The 15,100-nt window shown below is 72.6% G+C and carries 16 protein-coding genes and 1 pseudogene; 8 read left to right on the forward strand and 9 right to left on the reverse strand.

Features of this window, described 5'->3' with window-relative positions; translation table 11 throughout:
• Window positions 1-67: 67 nt before the first annotated feature.
• Together ACSLIC_RS19670 and ACSLIC_RS19675 are read left to right on the forward strand one after the other, a co-directional pair.
• Window positions 68-583 (forward strand): ATP-binding protein, encoded by a 516-nt coding sequence (locus ACSLIC_RS19670; protein WP_436739028.1) that lies wholly within the window; start codon window positions 68-70, stop codon window positions 581-583.
• A gap of 387 nt (window positions 584-970) precedes the next feature.
• Window positions 971-1,585, forward strand: a complete 615-nt coding sequence (locus tag ACSLIC_RS19675; RefSeq protein ID WP_436739029.1) for an ADP-ribosyltransferase — start codon at window positions 971-973, stop codon at window positions 1,583-1,585.
• A 128-nt stretch (window positions 1,586-1,713) separates the two neighbouring features.
• Here ACSLIC_RS19675 and ACSLIC_RS19680 read toward each other — a convergent pair whose 3' ends face one another.
• Complete coding sequence (locus ACSLIC_RS19680) at window positions 1,714-2,268, reverse strand: glycoside hydrolase family 25 protein (RefSeq protein ID WP_436739030.1); 555 nt, start codon at window positions 2,266-2,268, stop codon at window positions 1,714-1,716.
• Between the two features lie 233 nt (window positions 2,269-2,501).
• Here ACSLIC_RS19680 and ACSLIC_RS19685 point away from each other — a divergent pair, with 233 nt between their 5' ends.
• Window positions 2,502-3,197, forward strand: a complete 696-nt coding sequence (locus ACSLIC_RS19685) for an NADPH-dependent F420 reductase (protein WP_436740422.1) — start codon at window positions 2,502-2,504, stop codon at window positions 3,195-3,197.
• Window positions 3,198-3,485: 288 nt separating this feature from the next.
• On the opposite strand, the gene ACSLIC_RS19690 is transcribed toward ACSLIC_RS19685, so the two are convergent.
• From ACSLIC_RS19690 to ACSLIC_RS19725, 8 genes are all read right to left on the reverse strand, one after another.
• The gene (locus ACSLIC_RS19690; RefSeq protein ID WP_436739031.1) at window positions 3,486-3,908 is read right to left on the reverse strand and encodes an Asp23/Gls24 family envelope stress response protein; all 423 of its coding nucleotides are present in this window, start codon (window positions 3,906-3,908) and stop codon (window positions 3,486-3,488) included.
• A 536-nt stretch (window positions 3,909-4,444) separates the two neighbouring features.
• Window positions 4,445-6,970 carry an ATP-binding protein gene (locus ACSLIC_RS19695; RefSeq protein ID WP_436739032.1) on the reverse strand — a complete coding sequence of 842 codons (2,526 nt, stop codon included), beginning with the start codon at window positions 6,968-6,970 and terminating at the stop codon, window positions 4,445-4,447.
• A gap of 35 nt (window positions 6,971-7,005) precedes the next feature.
• The gene (locus tag ACSLIC_RS19700; RefSeq protein ID WP_436739033.1) at window positions 7,006-7,689 is read right to left on the reverse strand and encodes a response regulator; all 684 of its coding nucleotides are present in this window, start codon (window positions 7,687-7,689) and stop codon (window positions 7,006-7,008) included.
• A gap of 44 nt (window positions 7,690-7,733) precedes the next feature.
• Window positions 7,734-8,411: a potassium-transporting ATPase subunit C gene (locus ACSLIC_RS19705; protein ID WP_436739034.1), complete on the reverse strand. Its 678-nt coding sequence runs from the start codon at window positions 8,409-8,411 to the stop codon at window positions 7,734-7,736.
• 6 nt (window positions 8,412-8,417) lie between these two features.
• Window positions 8,418-10,526, reverse strand: coding sequence for a potassium-transporting ATPase subunit KdpB (kdpB, locus tag ACSLIC_RS19710; protein WP_436739035.1), 2,109 nt, complete (start codon window positions 10,524-10,526; stop codon window positions 8,418-8,420).
• Complete coding sequence (gene kdpA, locus ACSLIC_RS19715) at window positions 10,523-12,187, reverse strand: potassium-transporting ATPase subunit KdpA (RefSeq protein WP_436739036.1); 1,665 nt, start codon at window positions 12,185-12,187, stop codon at window positions 10,523-10,525. The genes kdpB and kdpA overlap by 4 nt, the downstream gene beginning before the upstream one ends.
• Window positions 12,188-12,194: 7 nt before the next feature.
• The gene (gene kdpF / locus ACSLIC_RS19720; protein ID WP_436739037.1) at window positions 12,195-12,284 is read right to left on the reverse strand and encodes a K(+)-transporting ATPase subunit F; all 90 of its coding nucleotides are present in this window, start codon (window positions 12,282-12,284) and stop codon (window positions 12,195-12,197) included.
• On the reverse strand, window positions 12,281-12,469 hold the full coding sequence (locus tag ACSLIC_RS19725; protein WP_436739038.1) for a hypothetical protein: 189 nt from the start codon (window positions 12,467-12,469) through the stop codon (window positions 12,281-12,283). The genes kdpF and ACSLIC_RS19725 overlap by 4 nt, the downstream gene beginning before the upstream one ends.
• Window positions 12,470-12,753: 284 nt before the next feature.
• Between ACSLIC_RS19725 and ACSLIC_RS19730 the strand changes: the two are divergent.
• From ACSLIC_RS19730 to ACSLIC_RS19750, 5 genes and pseudogenes are all read left to right on the forward strand, one after another.
• Window positions 12,754-13,056: pseudogene (locus tag ACSLIC_RS19730) on the forward strand (SAM-dependent methyltransferase); the annotation flags it as partial.
• Window positions 13,057-13,100: 44 nt separating this feature from the next.
• Complete coding sequence (locus ACSLIC_RS19735; RefSeq protein ID WP_436739039.1) at window positions 13,101-13,910, forward strand: SAM-dependent methyltransferase; 810 nt, start codon at window positions 13,101-13,103, stop codon at window positions 13,908-13,910.
• 179 nt (window positions 13,911-14,089) lie between these two features.
• Complete coding sequence (locus ACSLIC_RS19740) at window positions 14,090-14,242, forward strand: hypothetical protein (RefSeq protein ID WP_436739040.1); 153 nt, start codon at window positions 14,090-14,092, stop codon at window positions 14,240-14,242.
• A gap of 15 nt (window positions 14,243-14,257) precedes the next feature.
• Window positions 14,258-14,416 carry a hypothetical protein gene (locus ACSLIC_RS19745; protein ID WP_436739041.1) on the forward strand — a complete coding sequence of 53 codons (159 nt, stop codon included), beginning with the start codon at window positions 14,258-14,260 and terminating at the stop codon, window positions 14,414-14,416.
• A gap of 68 nt (window positions 14,417-14,484) precedes the next feature.
• A complete protein-coding gene (locus ACSLIC_RS19750) occupies window positions 14,485-14,802 on the forward strand; it encodes a LuxR C-terminal-related transcriptional regulator (RefSeq protein ID WP_436739042.1) in 318 nt (105 codons plus the stop codon).
• Window positions 14,803-15,100 lie beyond the last annotated feature (298 nt).

Here is a 15,100-nt window from a genome sequence, read left to right on the forward strand (position 1 = left end):
GGCGGTGCCCTCCCGGAAGGCGGGCCCTATTCCCCGGGAAAGGGCCCGAACGGCCCTATCGGCGGCCATGATGGTGCGCATGGCGGGGTTGGAGGGCATCGAGCAGCCGCAGCGACGCGGCGGTGTGGTCGCGGACCGGCGAGGGCCGGTCGTGGAGGACGAGCAGGCGCGCGAGGCGCTCCTGCGGTACGGGAGTCCGGCCGACGGCGAGGTGTTCATCCCCTCGCAGCCGGATGCCGCCCGCAGCGTCCGGCGGCTCACCCGGCTCGTCGTCGTCCACCAGTGGGGACTGAGCCCGCAACTGAGCGAGGTGGCCGTCCTGCTCGCCTCGGAACTGGTCGGCAACGCCGTCCTGCACACCGGCGCCAGCCGCTTCGGCCTGCGCATCACCCGCACCCGCGGCCGGATCAAGGTCGAATTACGCGACCCCTCGCGCGGCCTGCCCTGCAAGCTGCCGGTCCGGCTCACCGACATCGGCGGCCGCGGCCTCTTCCTGGTCGACAAGCTCTCCGACCGCTGGGGCGCCGACCTGCTGCCCATCGGCAAGTACGTCTGGTTCGAACTGCGGGTCGTCGACCGCTGAGGCCCCGGATGCGCAGAAACCCCCTGTCGCCGTCGGTCGGGCGCTGCGGGGGTCTCTGGGAACGCCGCAGACAAAGGGGTGTGGTCCGCGACGTCGAGGACAGCCTTGCCCGGGTCAATGGGGGCCGTGTCCCCGACTATGGCAGAGAGGTGCCCTCGCGGCCAAAGGGCCGTAGGGGGCAAACTCGGGCAAAAGGGGTCGCCGCTTCGAAAATCTATGGTGAGGTCGGCCACGCGCCGCAGGAATGGCGGGCGTGAGCCGGGAAAACCCGCCGATTGACATGATCGGGACGGGCGTCCGCAGTCGGCCGTCAACTCCGCGCCCGCGACACACCACCATCAGATGAAGGTCCCCTCCCCGGGTCGGGCCGTCCCCCATCGTGCCCGCGTGATCACGACCCGTCTGCGCCGCCGTGCCGCCGCGCTCACCCTGTCCTTGTCCGCACTGCTCGCCGTCTCCGCCGCCGCGCCCGCGACCCCCGCCGCCGCCCCGGCCGCGCCCCGCGCCGCCGCCGCGAAGTGCCCGGTCGTCGAGGACCCGCTGACGGCCGCCGCCGACCCCCGGGTGGACGCGACCCGCATCACCCCGAAGCCGGCCTTCCGCGACAACTGCTCCCAGCTCTACCGCGCCGACGGCCGCCCGCCCGCCGTCATCTTCGACGAGGGCTTCCTCCCGAAGGACACCGTGAACGGCCAGTACGACGTGGCGGAGTACGTCCTCGTCAACCAGCCCTCGCCGTACGTCTCCACCACGTACGACCACGACCTGTACAAGCAGTGGAAGAGCGACTGGAACTACTACATCGACGCGCCCGGCGGCATCGACGTCAACCGCACGATCGGCGACACCCACCGGTGGGCCGAGCAGCGCGAGGTGGCGTTCGCCGGCGGTATCCGCAGCGAGTTCATCGTCGGCGCGTGCCCGATCGACCGCACCGCCAAGCAGGAGATCATGTCCGAGTGCGTCGACAACCCCCAGTACCGGCCGTGGCGCCGCCGCTGAGGCGTGCCCCGCGGTGAGAGGCCGCCGGGAACAGGTTCCCGGCGGCCTCACGCCTGCCGGCCGCAGGCCCGCCCGGTGGCGCGGTCCGGCGAGGCCTGTCGGGGGAGGGGTGACCCGCCCGGGCGGGGTCAGGCCCGGCGGGCCCAGGCCGTCAGCTCCGCCCGGTCGGCGAAGTCGGCGACGTTCTTGTCCAGCGGGGTGTCCGTGTACTGGTGGAGGCACCACTCGGCCTTGATGCGGGGCTTGCCCCTCGTCACGTAGTCCGCGATCCACAGGCCGTCGCCCGCGTAGGAGGTGGTGTCGCGGTTGAGCCAGAAGTCGCGGTTGCAGTAGAGCAGCACCCGGTGGCCCGGGCGGAGCCGCTTGAGCTCGCGGAGGAAGGCGTCCTTCTCCTTGCCGCTCGCGGCCGTGCCGTCGCCGGTGCGCTCCCAGTCCACGGCGAGCAGATCGCCCTCGCGCTCCTCGGCCTTGGAGAGGAAGTACTCCGCCTGCGCCTTGATGTTGCCCGGCCAGAGGAAGTGGTAGAAGCCGACGGTGCATCCGGCGCCACGGGCCCGCTTGGTCTGGCCGGCCAGCTGCGGGTTGACATAGGTCCGGCCCTCGGTCGCCTTGATGAAGACGAAGTCGACGCCGTCGGTATCGAACGACTTCTGGTGGGAGCTGATGTCGATGCCGTGCAGCACGGTCCCTGCCTCCTGTGGTCGCCGGTGCTCTCCCGTCCCCACGGGGCCTACCCGGGACGCGCCCGCTGACGCCCGTACGCCGCTCCGGCGCGCCCGATGCGCCGCTCACGCCCCACGAAGGAGTGATGAGCGTGATGCGTCCGGCAAGGGGCGGGAATAGCCGCGCGGTCGTGAGCGGTTGATGGCCCATCAGAAGCCCCCTACCGGGGCCCTGGGCGGGGCGCGCCGTGCGGGTGCCCGTCCACCTCGGCACCGTCGAAAGGTCTGACATGAGGATCGGCATCATCGGAGCGGGCAACATCGGCGGCAACCTCACCCGCCGCCTGGCCGCCCTCGGCCACCGGGTCACCGTCGCCAACTCCCGCGCGCCCGAGACGCTCGGAGCCCTCACCGAGGAGACCGGCGCCACGGCGGCCGAGGCGGCGCACGCGGCCGACGGCGCCGAACTGGTCGTGGTCACCGTCCCGCTGAAGAACGTCCCCGACCTGCCCAAGGGCTTCCTCGACGGGGCCGCCCCCGGCGCCGTCGTCATCGACACCAACAACTACTACCCGCGCCAGCGCGACGGCCGGATCGACGCCATCGAGGACGGCCTGACCGAGAGCCGCTGGGTCTCCGCGCAGATCGGCCACCCGGTGGTCAAGGTGTTCAACGGCACCTACGCCCAGGACCTCCTGGACCGCGCCACCGAACCCGGTACCCCCCACCGCCACGCCCTGCCCGTCGCGGGTGACGACCCGGCCGCCAAGCAGGTCGTACGCGACCTCGTCGACGCCCTCGGCTTCGACACCGTCGACGCGGGCACCCTCGACGACTCCTGGCGCCAGCAGCCCGGCACCCCGGTCTACGGCAGCCGGGGTGACGCCGAGGAGGTCCGCCGCCTGCTGGACGCGGCGCAGCCGGAGCGCCAGGCGGAGTTCCGCGCCTGACCGAGGCCGCCGCGTGGGGCCCGGCGGTCAGTCCCCGCCGGGTCCGGGCCGCTTCCGTGGGCCGTTCTCGGCGCCCTCGCCGAGCGGCTGCTCACTCCGGACGCCGCGCGGGACGCTCCCCGAGGCCCGCGTGGCGGCCTGGCCGCGCCCGGGACGTACGCGTCACGCGACGGCGGGGCCTCCCCGGGCCGGTGCCCGGCGGTGGCCCCGCCGCCGTGCCGTCCGCTCCACCGCCGTAGCCGTCGTGCGCCGACGCGGCGGACCGAGGGGCCGGGCGGCCCCGGCCGGTCACTGGACGCGGGACGTGGACTGCTCGTCGCCCTCGTCCTCCTCGCCCTCGATGTGCACGTCGTCCACCGTGATGTTGACCTCCACGACCTCCAGGGCGGTCATCCGCCCGATGGCCCGGGCGACGTTGGAGCGGATCTGGCGGGCCACGTCGGCGATCGACTCCCCGTACTCGACGACGATGTCCAGGTCGACGGCGGTCTGCTTCTCGCCCACCTCGACCTTGACGCCCCGGGTGGGGTCGCTGCCTCCGCTGGAGACCTTGTCGCGCACCGCCCCCAGCGCGCGTTTCATGCCGCCGCCCATCGCGTACACCCCGGGAGTCTCCCGGGCGGCGATACCGGCGATCGTGGCCACCACCGAGTCGGCAATGGTGGTCCTGCCCTTGACGGAACCGTTGCGGTCCGCACCGTTCTCGGCCATACGGCTGTCCTCACTGCGCTCGCGCGGTCACACGCCACCCCGCCGACCCGCCTGTGGCGGATCGCCCGCGGATGGAGCGAAAGCGGCCTTCTGCGCGCTTCCCTCCCAGTCTGCGACGGGGCGGGGCGGCCCGCCATCCGAGTGAGCGGCGGGCCGGTCCCGGAGGCCGGCCACGGGATTCCCGGTGGCGCCCCCGCAGTGGGCGTGGCGGCCGGGGCGCGGTGCCACGGTCGGGGGAAAGAGGTCCGGCCGGGCGTCGTGGCCGGTGACGTCCACCTCCCGGCTCCACCGGACGCCCGGCCGCTCCCGGCGCACAGCAGAGCCTCCTCGCCCGGGACCGGGCCCGCCGCGACCTCCCCGCGCGGAGACACGGCGGCCGGGCCGCCGCGCGTCAGGACGCGGCCCGGCGTGGTGGAGGGGAGGGCGGCGCAGTCGTCCGGGTGGTCCGAGCCGCGCGTCACCTGGCAGGCCGTCACCGCCCGGCGGCGGCCCTTCGGCGCGAGGGGGCATGTGTCCCGGGGAGGGCCCGGGGGCCGCTACGCGCGCTGACCGGAGTCCTCGGTGGCGCCGGAACGGGGCAGGGTGAGGACCATCGTCAGCCCGCCGCCGGGGGTGTCCTCGGCGGTGAGCGTGGCCCGGATCGCCTCGGTGAAGCCGCGTGCCACCGCCAGGCCGAGGCCGACGCCCGCTCCGCGCGGCGCGTCGCCCAGCCGTTGGAAGGGCTCGAAGATCTGCTCCTTCGACGCGTCGGGGACCCCGGGGCCCCGGTCCACCACGCGCAGTTCCACCCGGTCGCGCAGACTGCTGGCGGAGATCAGCACCGGCCGGCCCTCGGGGCTGTGCTTGACGGCGTTCTCGACGATGTTGGCGACCACCCGCTCCAGCAGCCCCCGGTCGACGGTGACCAGGGGCAGCGACTCCGGGACGTCCAGGACGACGCTGCCCTCGGGCACCCCGGCGAGAGCCTTGGGCACCACCTCGTCCAGGCCGGTCTCGCGCAGCAGCGGGACGACGGTGCCCGTGGTGAGCCGGGACATGTCCAGGAGATTGCCGATCAGCGCGTCCAGCCGGTCCGCCCCGTCCTCGATCCCTTCGAGCAGGGCCGTGCGGTCACCCGGCGACCACTCCACCTCGGCCGAACGCAGGGAACTGACCGATGCCTTGATCCCGGTGAGGGGCGTGCGCAGATCGTGGCTGACGGCGGCCAGCAGCGCCGTGCGGAACCGGTCGCTCTCGGCGAGGCGGCGGGCCTGCTCCGCCTGGCCGACCAGGCGTTGCCGGTCCAGGGCGACGGCCGCCTGCGCGGCGAAGGCGCTCAGCACCCTGCGGTCCTCGGCGGGCAGCGCGCGACCGCTGAGCACGAGGGCGAGATCGTCCCCGACGGGGATGTCCACGGCGGCGTCCTCGGGGCGCCCCGGCGGCCCTTCCCCTACCGCCGCCACGCAGGTCCAGGGAGCGCCGTCGCCACCGCGCTCCAGCAGCGCGGCCGAGTCCATGGCGAAGGTCTCGCGGAGCCGTCCCAGCAGGGCGTCGAGGGAGTCCTCCCCGCGCAGGACACTGCCCGCGAGGAACGAGAGGATCTCCGACTCGGCGCGCAGCCGGGCCGCCTGGTGGGTCCGGCGGGCGGCGAGGTCGACCACCGAGGCGACGGAGACGGCCACCCCCACGAAGATCGCGAGGGCGACCATGTTCCTGGGGTCGGCGATGGTCGGCTCGCGCAACGGCGGGGTGAACCAGTAGTTGAGCAGGACGGAGCCGACGGCGGCCGAGACGAGCGCGGGCAGCATGCCGCCGAGCAGGGCCGCGGCCACGGTGGCGGTGAGGAACAGCAGCATGTCGTTGGTGAGCCCCACGTCGGGGAGGACACCGCCGAGCAGGACGGTCAGCAGGAGGGGACCGCCGAGCCCGACGGCCCAGCCCCAGGCGACACGGGCCCGGCCCAGCCGGGCTCCCCGGGCCGCCGGCAGCCCCCGGCCCTTGGCGACGGCGTCGTGCGTGACGATGTGCACGTCGAGGTCGGGGCCCGAGTCCCGGGCGACGGTGGCGCTGACGCCGGGGCCCAGCAGGTACTGCCAGCTCCTGCGGCGGCTGGCGCCCAGGACGACCTGGGTGGCGTCGGCGCCCCGGGCGAACTCCAGCAGGGCGGACGGTACGTCGTCGCCGATGACGTGGTGGAAGGTCCCGCCGACCTCCTCGACCAGGGAACGCTGCCTGGCCAGTTCCCGGGGCGAGGCCGCGCGCAGTCCCTCGCTCGCCGCGATGTGCACGGCCAGCACCTCGCCGCCGGCGCCCTTCTCCGCGAGGCGGGCGGCGCGGCGGATCAGGGTGCTTCCCTCGGGGCCGCCGGTCAGGCCCACCACGATGCGTTCACGGGCCTGCCAGGTGGCCCGTATCCGGTGCTCCCCCCGGTACCGGCGCAGGTGCTCGTCCACCCGGTCCGCCGTCCACAGCAGGGCCAGTTCACGCAGGGCGGTGAGGTTGCCGGGGCGGAAGTAGTGGGCGAGCGCGGCGTCCAGCTTGTCCGGCTGGTAGATGTTGCCGTGCGCCATCCGCCGCCGCAGCGCCTGGGGCGCCATGTCGACCAGTTCGATCTGGTCGGCCCGGCGCACCACCTCGTCGGGCACCGTCTCGCGCTGGCGGACGCCGGTGATCGACTCCACCACGTCGCCCAGCGAGGCGAGGTGCTGGATGTTGACCGTCGAGACGACGTCGATCCCCGCCCCGAGCAGCTCCTCGACGTCCTGCCAGCGCTTGCCGTGGCGGGAGCCGGGGACGTTCGTGTGGGCCAGCTCGTCCACCAGGACGACGGCGGGGGCGCGCTCCAGGACCGCGTCGACGTCCATCTCCGTGAAACTGCCTCCCCGGTACCCGCACGTGCGGCGCGCAACCGTCTCCAGCCCCCGCAGCAGGGCCTCGGTGCGCGGCCGCCCGTGGTGTTCGACGAACCCGACGACCACGTCGGTGCCGCGCTCCGCCCTGCGATGGGCCTCCGAGAGCATCGCGTACGTCTTGCCGACGCCCGGTGCCGCGCCCAGGTAGATCCGCAGCTTTCCGCGTCCCATGCCGGTTCTTCCGTTCTTCTCGGGGGTGTGTCGGCTCAGGGCTGGAAGCGGTAGCCGAGGCCGGGCTCGGTGATGAGGTACCGGGGGCGGGACGGGTCCGCCTCCAGCTTGCGCCGCAACTGGGCCATGTAGACCCGCAGGTAGTTGGTGTTCTCGGCGTAGGCGGGTCCCCAGACCTCCAGCAGGAGGGCGCGCTGGGAGACCCGGCGGCCGGGGCTGGCGGCCAGGATTTCGAGCAGGTGCCACTCGGTGGGGGTCAGCCGTACCGGCCGGCCCTCGCGGAGCAGCTTCTTGGCCACCAGGTCGATGGTGAAGTGGTCGGTGGTCACCACCGACAGTGCCTCCGCCTGGGCGGTCGCCCGGCGCCGACGCGTGGCCGCCCGCAGGCGGGCCAGCAGTTCGTCCATGCTGAACGGCTTGGTCACGTAGTCGTCGGCGCCGGCGTCCAGGGCCCGGACCTTCTCCCCGGACAGATGGCGTGCCGAGAGCACCAGGATCGGCGCCCTGCTCCGGCTCCTGATCGCCTTGATCAGTTCGACGCCGTCCGTGTCCGGCAGACCGAGGTCCAGCAGGACGGCGTCGGGTTCGCGGACGCCGAAGAGGCGGAGCGCGCCGTCCCCGTCCCGGGCGGCCGCCACCTCGTAGGAGCGCACCTCCAGATTGATCCTCAGGGCGCGCGCCAGTTGCGCGTCGTCCTCCACCACGAGCACCCGGGCCATGGACGTCGTTCCTTTCTCGGGACGGGCTCTCTCCCGCCGTTCGTTCAGTTCCGGATCAGGTCGCGCAGGGCGGTGTTCAGCCCCAGGACGTGCACGCGCGGCTCGCCCACGAAGCCGAGCGTCCGGCCCTCGGTGTGCCGGGCGACCAGCCGCTCGACCTCCCGCACCGCCAGCCCGTTCCGCTCGGCGACCCGGTGGACCTGGAGAGCGGCGTACGCGGGGGAGATGTGCGGGTCCAGTCCGGAGCCGGAGGAGGTCACCGCGTCCGGTGGGACGTCGGCGGGCCGCACGCGGTGGGCGGCGGTGGAGTTCTCCCTGACCACCGCGGCCTTGGCGGCCTTCACCCAGCCGGCCAGCTCCGCGTTGTCCCCGGAGCGGTTGGTGGCGCCGGACAGGAGCAGGTCGTACCGGGGGTTGACGCTGTTGGTGCCGAGACCGCGGGAGGGACGGGGCTGGAACCAGCGGAGATCGGGGCGGGCTTCCTCGTCGGCGTCCCCGGACCGCGGGGGCAGGTCGTAGCTCTGGCCGATCAGGGCGGAGCCCACGACGCGGCCCTGGGCGTCCTCGATCTCGGAGCCGTTCGCCCGGCCGGGGAACAGGGCCTGGGCGACGCCGGTGACGGCGAGCGGGTACAGCACGCCGCACACCAGGGTGAGGACGAGCAGGGCGCGCAGCCCCGCCCCGAGCAGGCGTGTGGAGCGGCGGACGGAGTTCTTGGTCATGGCGGATCAGCCGATTCCGGGGATGAGGGAGAGGAGGAGGTCGATGATCTTGATGCCGAGGAACGGGGCGACGAGGCCGCCCAGCCCGTAGACGCCGAGGTTGCGGCGGAGCATCCGGTCGGCTCCGGCGGGCCGGTAGCGCACACCCCGCAGGGCGAGCGGGACCAGCGCCACGATGATCAGCGCGTTGAAGATCACCGCGGAGAGGATGGCGGACTGGGGGGAGGCGAGCCCCATGATGTTGAGCCCGTCCAGCGCCGGATAGGCGGCCGCGAACAGCGCGGGGATGATCGCGAAGTACTTCGCGACGTCGTTGGCGAGCGAGAAGGTGGTCAACGCCCCACGGGTGATGAGGAGTTGCTTGCCCGTCGCGACGATCTCGATGAGCTTGGTGGGGTCGGAGTCGAGGTCCACCATGTTCCCGGCCTCCTTGGCGGCCGAGGTCCCGGTGTTCATGGCCACGCCCACGTCGGCCTGGGCGAGGGCCGGCGCGTCGTTCGTGCCGTCACCGGTCATCGCGACGAGCTGCCCGTTCGCCTGCTCCCGTTTGATGAGCGCCAGCTTGTCCTCGGGGGTGGCCTCGGCGAGGAAGTCGTCGACACCGGCCTCCTCGGCGATGGCCTTGGCGGTCAGCGGGTTGTCGCCGGTGATCATGACCGTGCGGATGCCCATCCGGCGCAGTTCCCCGAAGCGTTCGCGCATCCCTTCCTTCACCACGTCCTTGAGGTGGATCACCCCGAGCACCCGCCGCCCGCGCACGTCCTCCACCGCCACCAGCAGCGGCGTGCCACCGGCCGCGCCGATGCGGTCGGCGAGCGCCCGCGCGTCCCCGGGGACGGGGCCGCCGGACTCCTCCACCCAGGCCACGACGGAACCGGTCGCACCCTTGCGGACCTTGAGCCCGTCCACGTCGACGCCCGACATCCGCGTCCGGGCGGTGAACACGACCCACCGCGCACCGGCCGGCACCTCCCCGCCGAGGCCGCCGAGGCCGTACCGCTCCTCGGTCAGGGCCACCACGGAGCGCCCCTCCGGGGTCTCGTCGGCCAGGGAGGAGAGCCGCGCGGCCCGAGCGAGTTCGTCCTCGGCCACCCCCTGGACCGCGCGGAGTCCCACCGCCCGCCGGTCGCCCAGGGTGATGGTGCCGGTCTTGTCCAGGAGCAGGGTGGAGACGTCCCCCGCCGCCTCCACCGCCCGCCCCGACCGGGCCAGCACGTTCCGGCGGACCAGGCGGTCCATCCCGGCGATCCCGATGGCCGGGAGGAGCGCCCCGATCGTGGTCGGGATCAGGCAGACCAGGAGAGCGACCAGCACGATCACCGAGGTCTCCCCGTCCGCGCCCGCGTACACCGCGAAGGGCTTCAGGGTGACCACGGCCAGCAGGAAGATGAGGGTGAGGGAGGCCAGCAGGATGTTCAGGGCGGTCTCGTTGGGCGTCTTGTGCCGGGCCGCGCCCTCCACCAGCCCGATCATGCGGTCGAGGAAGGTCTCACCCGGCCCGGTGGTGATCCGGACGACGATCCGGTCGGAGAGCACCTTCGTCCCGCCGGTGACGGCCGAGCGGTCGCCTCCCGACTCCCGGATCACCGGGGCCGACTCCCCGGTGATCGCGGACTCGTCGACCGAGGCGACGCCCTCGACGACGTCGCCGTCGCCGGGCACGACGTCCCCGGCCTCGCAGACGACCAGGTCCCCCACCCGCAGTTCGGTGCCGGGGACGCGTTCCTCGCGCTCACCGGCGGCGAGCCGCCGGGCGACGATGCCGGTCCTGGTGCCGCGCAACGCGTCGGCCTGCGCCTTGCCCCGGCCCTCGGCCACCGCCTCGGCGAGGTTGGCGAAGACGGTGGTCAGCCAGAGCCAGGCGGCGACGACCCAGCCGAACCAGTCGGTGGGGTCCGCCAGCGCCAGCGCGGTGGTGACCACCGAGCCGACCAGGACCACGAACATCACCGGCGACTTGACCATCACGCGCGGATCGAGCTTGCGCAGCGCCGCCGGCAGGGACCGCAGCAGCTGCCCCGGGCCCAACGGCGCGGCGCCGCGGCCGTCGACGGCCGGCCCGCTTTCCGCCGTGGTGGCGTCCCGGGGGGTACGAGGAGGAGTGACGGTGCTCATGAGGCGAGCCCTTCGGCGAGCGGTCCCAGCGCCAGGGCCGGGAAGTAGGTCAGTCCGGTGACGATGAGGATCGTGCCGACCAGCAGCCCCGAGTAGAGGGGCTTGTCGGTCCGCAGGGTGCCGGCGGTGGCGGGCACCGGCCGCTGCTCGGCCAGCGAGCCGGCCAGGGCCAGGACGAACACCATCGGCAGGAAGCGGCCGAGCAGCATCGCGATCCCGGTCGTGGTGTTGAACCACGCGGTGTCGGCGTTCAGCCCCGCGAAGGCGGAGCCGTTGTTGTTGGCCGCGGAGGTGTAGGCGTAGAGGATCTCCGAGAAGCCGTGCGGCCCGGAGTGGGCCATCGACTCCGCCGGGGTGGGCAGGGCCAGGGCGAGCCCGGTGAAGCCCAGCACGAGGGCGGGGGTGACGAGGAGGTAGCAGGCGGCGTACGTGATCTGGCGGGTGCCGATCTTCTTGCCGAGGTACTCGGGCGTCCGGCCGACCAGCAGCCCCGCGACGAACACCGCCACGACCGCCATGATCAGCATCCCGTACAGCCCGGAGCCCACCCCGCCGGGGGCGATCTCGCCGAGCTGCATCCCCAGCAGGGTGATGCCGCCGCCGAAGCCGGTGTACGAGGAGTGGAAGGAGTTGACCGCGCCGGTCGACGTCAGCGTCGTCGCCACGGCGAAGAGCGACGAGCCGGCGATGCCGAACCGGGTCTCCTTCCCCTCCAGGGCCCCGCCCGCGCTCTCGAAAGCGGGACCGCGGCCGGCGAACTCGGTCCACATCATCAGCGCGGTGAACGCGAGCCAGATGACGGCCATCGCGCCGAGAACGGCGTACCCCTGCCTCAGCGAACCGGCCATGCGGCCGAAGGCGCGGGTCATCGAGAAGGGGATGAGGAGAATGAGGAAGATCTCGAAGAGATTCGAGAGCGGGGTGGGGTTCTCGAAAGGATGGGCGGAGTTGGCGTTGAAATACCCGCCCCCATTGGTGCCCAGTTCCTTGATGGCCTCCTGTGAGGCGACCGCTCCGCCGTTCCACTGCTGGGCGTCGCCCGAGAACTGGCCGACCGTGTGAATTCCGGAGAAGTTCTGGATGACCCCGCAGGCGACCAGGACGAGCGCTCCGGCCACCGAGATCGGCAGGAGCACCCGGGTGATCCCGCGCACCAGATCGGCCCAGAAATTGCCGAGCTCACCGGTGCGCGAGGAGGTGAACCCGCGGACGAGGGCGACGGCGACGGCCAGGCCCACGGCGGCGGAGACGAAGTTCTGCACCGCCAGGCCGCCGGTCTGCACGAGGTGCCCCATGGCCTGTTCGCCCGCGTACGACTGCCAGTTGGTGTTGGTGACGAAGGACACCGCGGTGTTGAACGCCTGGTCGGGGTCGATCGAGGCGAAGCCGAGCGAGCCGGGCAGCAGGCCCTGCGCCCGCTGGAGCAGGTAGAGGAGGAGGACGGACACGGCCGAGAAGGCGAGCACGGCGCGCAGGTAGGCGGGCCAGCGCATGCGGGCCGAGGGGTCGGCGCCGATGGCCCGGTACATCCACCTCTCGGGCCGGTAGTGCTTCTCGGACGAGTAGACCCTGGCCAGGTGATCACCGAGGGGCCGGTGGGCGAGGGCCAGAGCGGACAGCAGGGCGAGCAGCTGGAGGATGCCAGCGAGTGGGGAACTCATAGGGCACCTAGAACCTCTCCGGGAAAAGGAGAGCCAGTACGAGATATCCGGCCAGGGCGGCGGCCACGACAAGTCCGACGACGTTCTCGACGGTCATATCCTGGTCACTCCCCGGGCGACGAGGGCCACCAGCGCGAATATCGCGATCGTGGTGGCGACGAAAGCCAGGTCGGCCATCGCGTGCTCCTGATTGAGTGTGGAAGAAATCGGCCGTTGGGCCGGTGACCAGTAAGAGGAAACCCCACCGTCGGCCGGGTGGTGCGCCATTTTGACGGGGTCCATACGAGCGCGGCCGAACCCTTGACGGGAATCTGACGCGACCACCGCCGGAGGTGACGAAGAGTTCCGCGTGTTCTACGGAAAGGAGCGAAAGGCGGGCCCCGGCAAGGCCGGCCCACCAGCCCGTGTCCGGGCCAGGGAGACCCCGCCCGGACGCGGGCAACCGCCCTGACCTGCCGCCGAGTTGATCTCTGAGCCATGATGGGGCGCACCCCGTGACGCCGCGGGGACCGGCGAGGCGAGAGGGGCGACGTGGTGAGTGGCGACGAAGCGGTGGGGGAGCGCGGGACGGCCGCGCGATCGTCGGCCACCTGGTCGACGCGCTCCCCTCCGGCAGCCACCTCGCGCTCACCCACCCCACCCTGGAGCTGGGCGGCACCGCCAACGCCGAGGCCATGGCCTTCTGGAACGCCAACGCCAAGCCGCCCATCACCGCCCGCTCCGCCGCCGACCTCACCGGCTTCCTGGACGGCCTGGAACTGCTGGAGCCCGGCATCGTCTCCTGCTCCCGCTGGCGCGCGGGACCCGGCCCGGACGGGACGCTCCCCGAGGAGGTCCCGCAGTACGGCCTGGTGGCCCGCAAGCCCTGATCATCCCCCTCGCCCGACGACCTGACCGGACGGAGCCAGACCCCATGACACAGACGCCGCAGACCCCGCAGATCGACACCAGCAAGCCCCACCCCGCCCGCCTCTACGACTGGTACCTCGGAGGCAAGGACAACTACCCGCCGGACGAGGAGCTGGGCCGTCAGCTGACGGCGTTCGCCCCGGTCATCCCCGTCATGGCCCGCATGAACCGGGCCTTCACCCTGCGCGCCGCCCGCTGGCTGGCCGAGCGGGGCGTCCGCCAGTTCCTGGACATCGGCACCGGCATCCCCACCGAGCCCAACCTCCACCAGGCGGCCCAGCTGCTCGCCCCCGACGCCCGCGTCGTCTACTGCGACAACGACCCGGTCGTCCTCGCCCACGCCCAGGCGCTGCTCACGGGCACCCCGGAAGGCGCCCTCGGCTACGTCCAGGCCGACGCCCGCGAGACGGGACGCATCCTCGACGAGGCCGCCGCGATCCTCGACTTCGACAGGCCCGTCGCCCTCTCCCTCAACGCCCTCCTCCACTTCCTCTCCGACGAGGACGGCGCGTACGAGCTGGTCGCCGAACTGACCGCACGCCTCTGCGCCGGCAGCTACCTGGTCGTCTCCCACCTCACCCCGGACTTCCACCCCGAGGAGGCGTCCCGCAAGGTCCACGAGATGTACCGCGCGGGCGGCGTCACCATGGAGATGCGCTCCCACGACCGCTTCGCCCGCTTCTTCGACGGCCTGGAGCTGGCCGCCCCGGGCATCGTCGCGGCCGAGGAGTGGCACCCGGAGCTGGGCGAGCCGGTCGCGGGGCAGGGCGGCGTCCACAGCGGGGCGTACGCGGCGGTGGGGCGCAAGGGGTGAGGCGAGGGGCCGCGCGGGGCGGCGGCTCGGCACGCGATGGTGTCGACCGCCGGCCCGCCCCGGGCCGTCTCCTCGTACGTGACGGGCATGTCGGCACCCACCGTCCCCGGCCCCACCCGGAGTGGTGAAGCCGAAAGCACGTGGCAGTGGGCACCGGGTCTGGATGGATTTCCTACCACATGGGTGTTTTGCTCACCCCCCGCTTTGATGCCGGGGAACTTGGTGAATGGTTCCGTCTGTGGATTGAGGGGCGGGTGCCCGCCATTCTGGAACTGCAGAAGAGGGTGGCCGAAAAACTTCGGCCAAAACTTTTCGAGCATTCCTCGCTCTGATTCCTGGGAGAAATGATGAAGTCTGCCCGTGTGTTCGTGGTCGCTGTCCTCTGTGCGCTGACGATCGGCACCGCCACCGGTACCGCCGCCGCCGGGACGGGTGGTGCCGACACTTTGGCGTCCTCCTCCATCGCGCCCAGCGACGACAGCGGTTGGGGTTCCACCCCGCGATGACCTGCGCGTACGCGGAGGCGACCCGGTCCGTGGGGAGTTCCGGGGACGGTGGTCCAGCTGGTTCCGGCATGCCGGAACCACACGGAGGAAGAACGCCCGACTGCTTGATCGACAGCCTGCGGGAAGCCGTCCGCACGGTCAGTGGCCGGGAAAGGGAAGTGCTCGGTCATGGCGCGCGCGGAGTCGCCTGCGGGGAGATCGCCCGGCCCATGGCTGTCAGTCTGCATGCCGTGGACACCTGCATGCGCCGGATACGCGCGAAGACCGGAGTCGGCAACCGCGCGCACCTGTTGCTGCTGGCTCTGTCGGTCGAGGGCTCCCTGAGCGCCATCGAGGACATGGGGCTGTCGGCCGTACCGGAGGCCCCCGGTCGGCGCAGGGTCTGACCGGACTCGGGACCGACTGCCCGATCGTCGCCACCGGCCGGATGGCGCGTGAACGCGTGACTGTCGGCGCCGATATTCCGTGCGGCAGTATTCTAGGGCGGCCTCAGCGCGGCCTCAGCGCCGCTCAGGTGTTTCCTCTCCCTTTCCAGCAGTGTGTCCGGGCGTCGTGGTGCCCTGGCGCACCTCATTCATATGGCATCGCCCGGACGGGCGGCGAGATCGGAGAACTGTGCCTGGACGGCGAGCTCTGAGCCAGCCGCTGCGGTCCTTCGTCGAAGAGCTGGTCCTGTGCGTGGCG

It is taken from the genome of Streptomyces sp. BBFR102, from assembly GCF_051397025.1.
Taxonomy (GTDB): domain Bacteria; phylum Actinomycetota; class Actinomycetes; order Streptomycetales; family Streptomycetaceae; genus Streptomyces.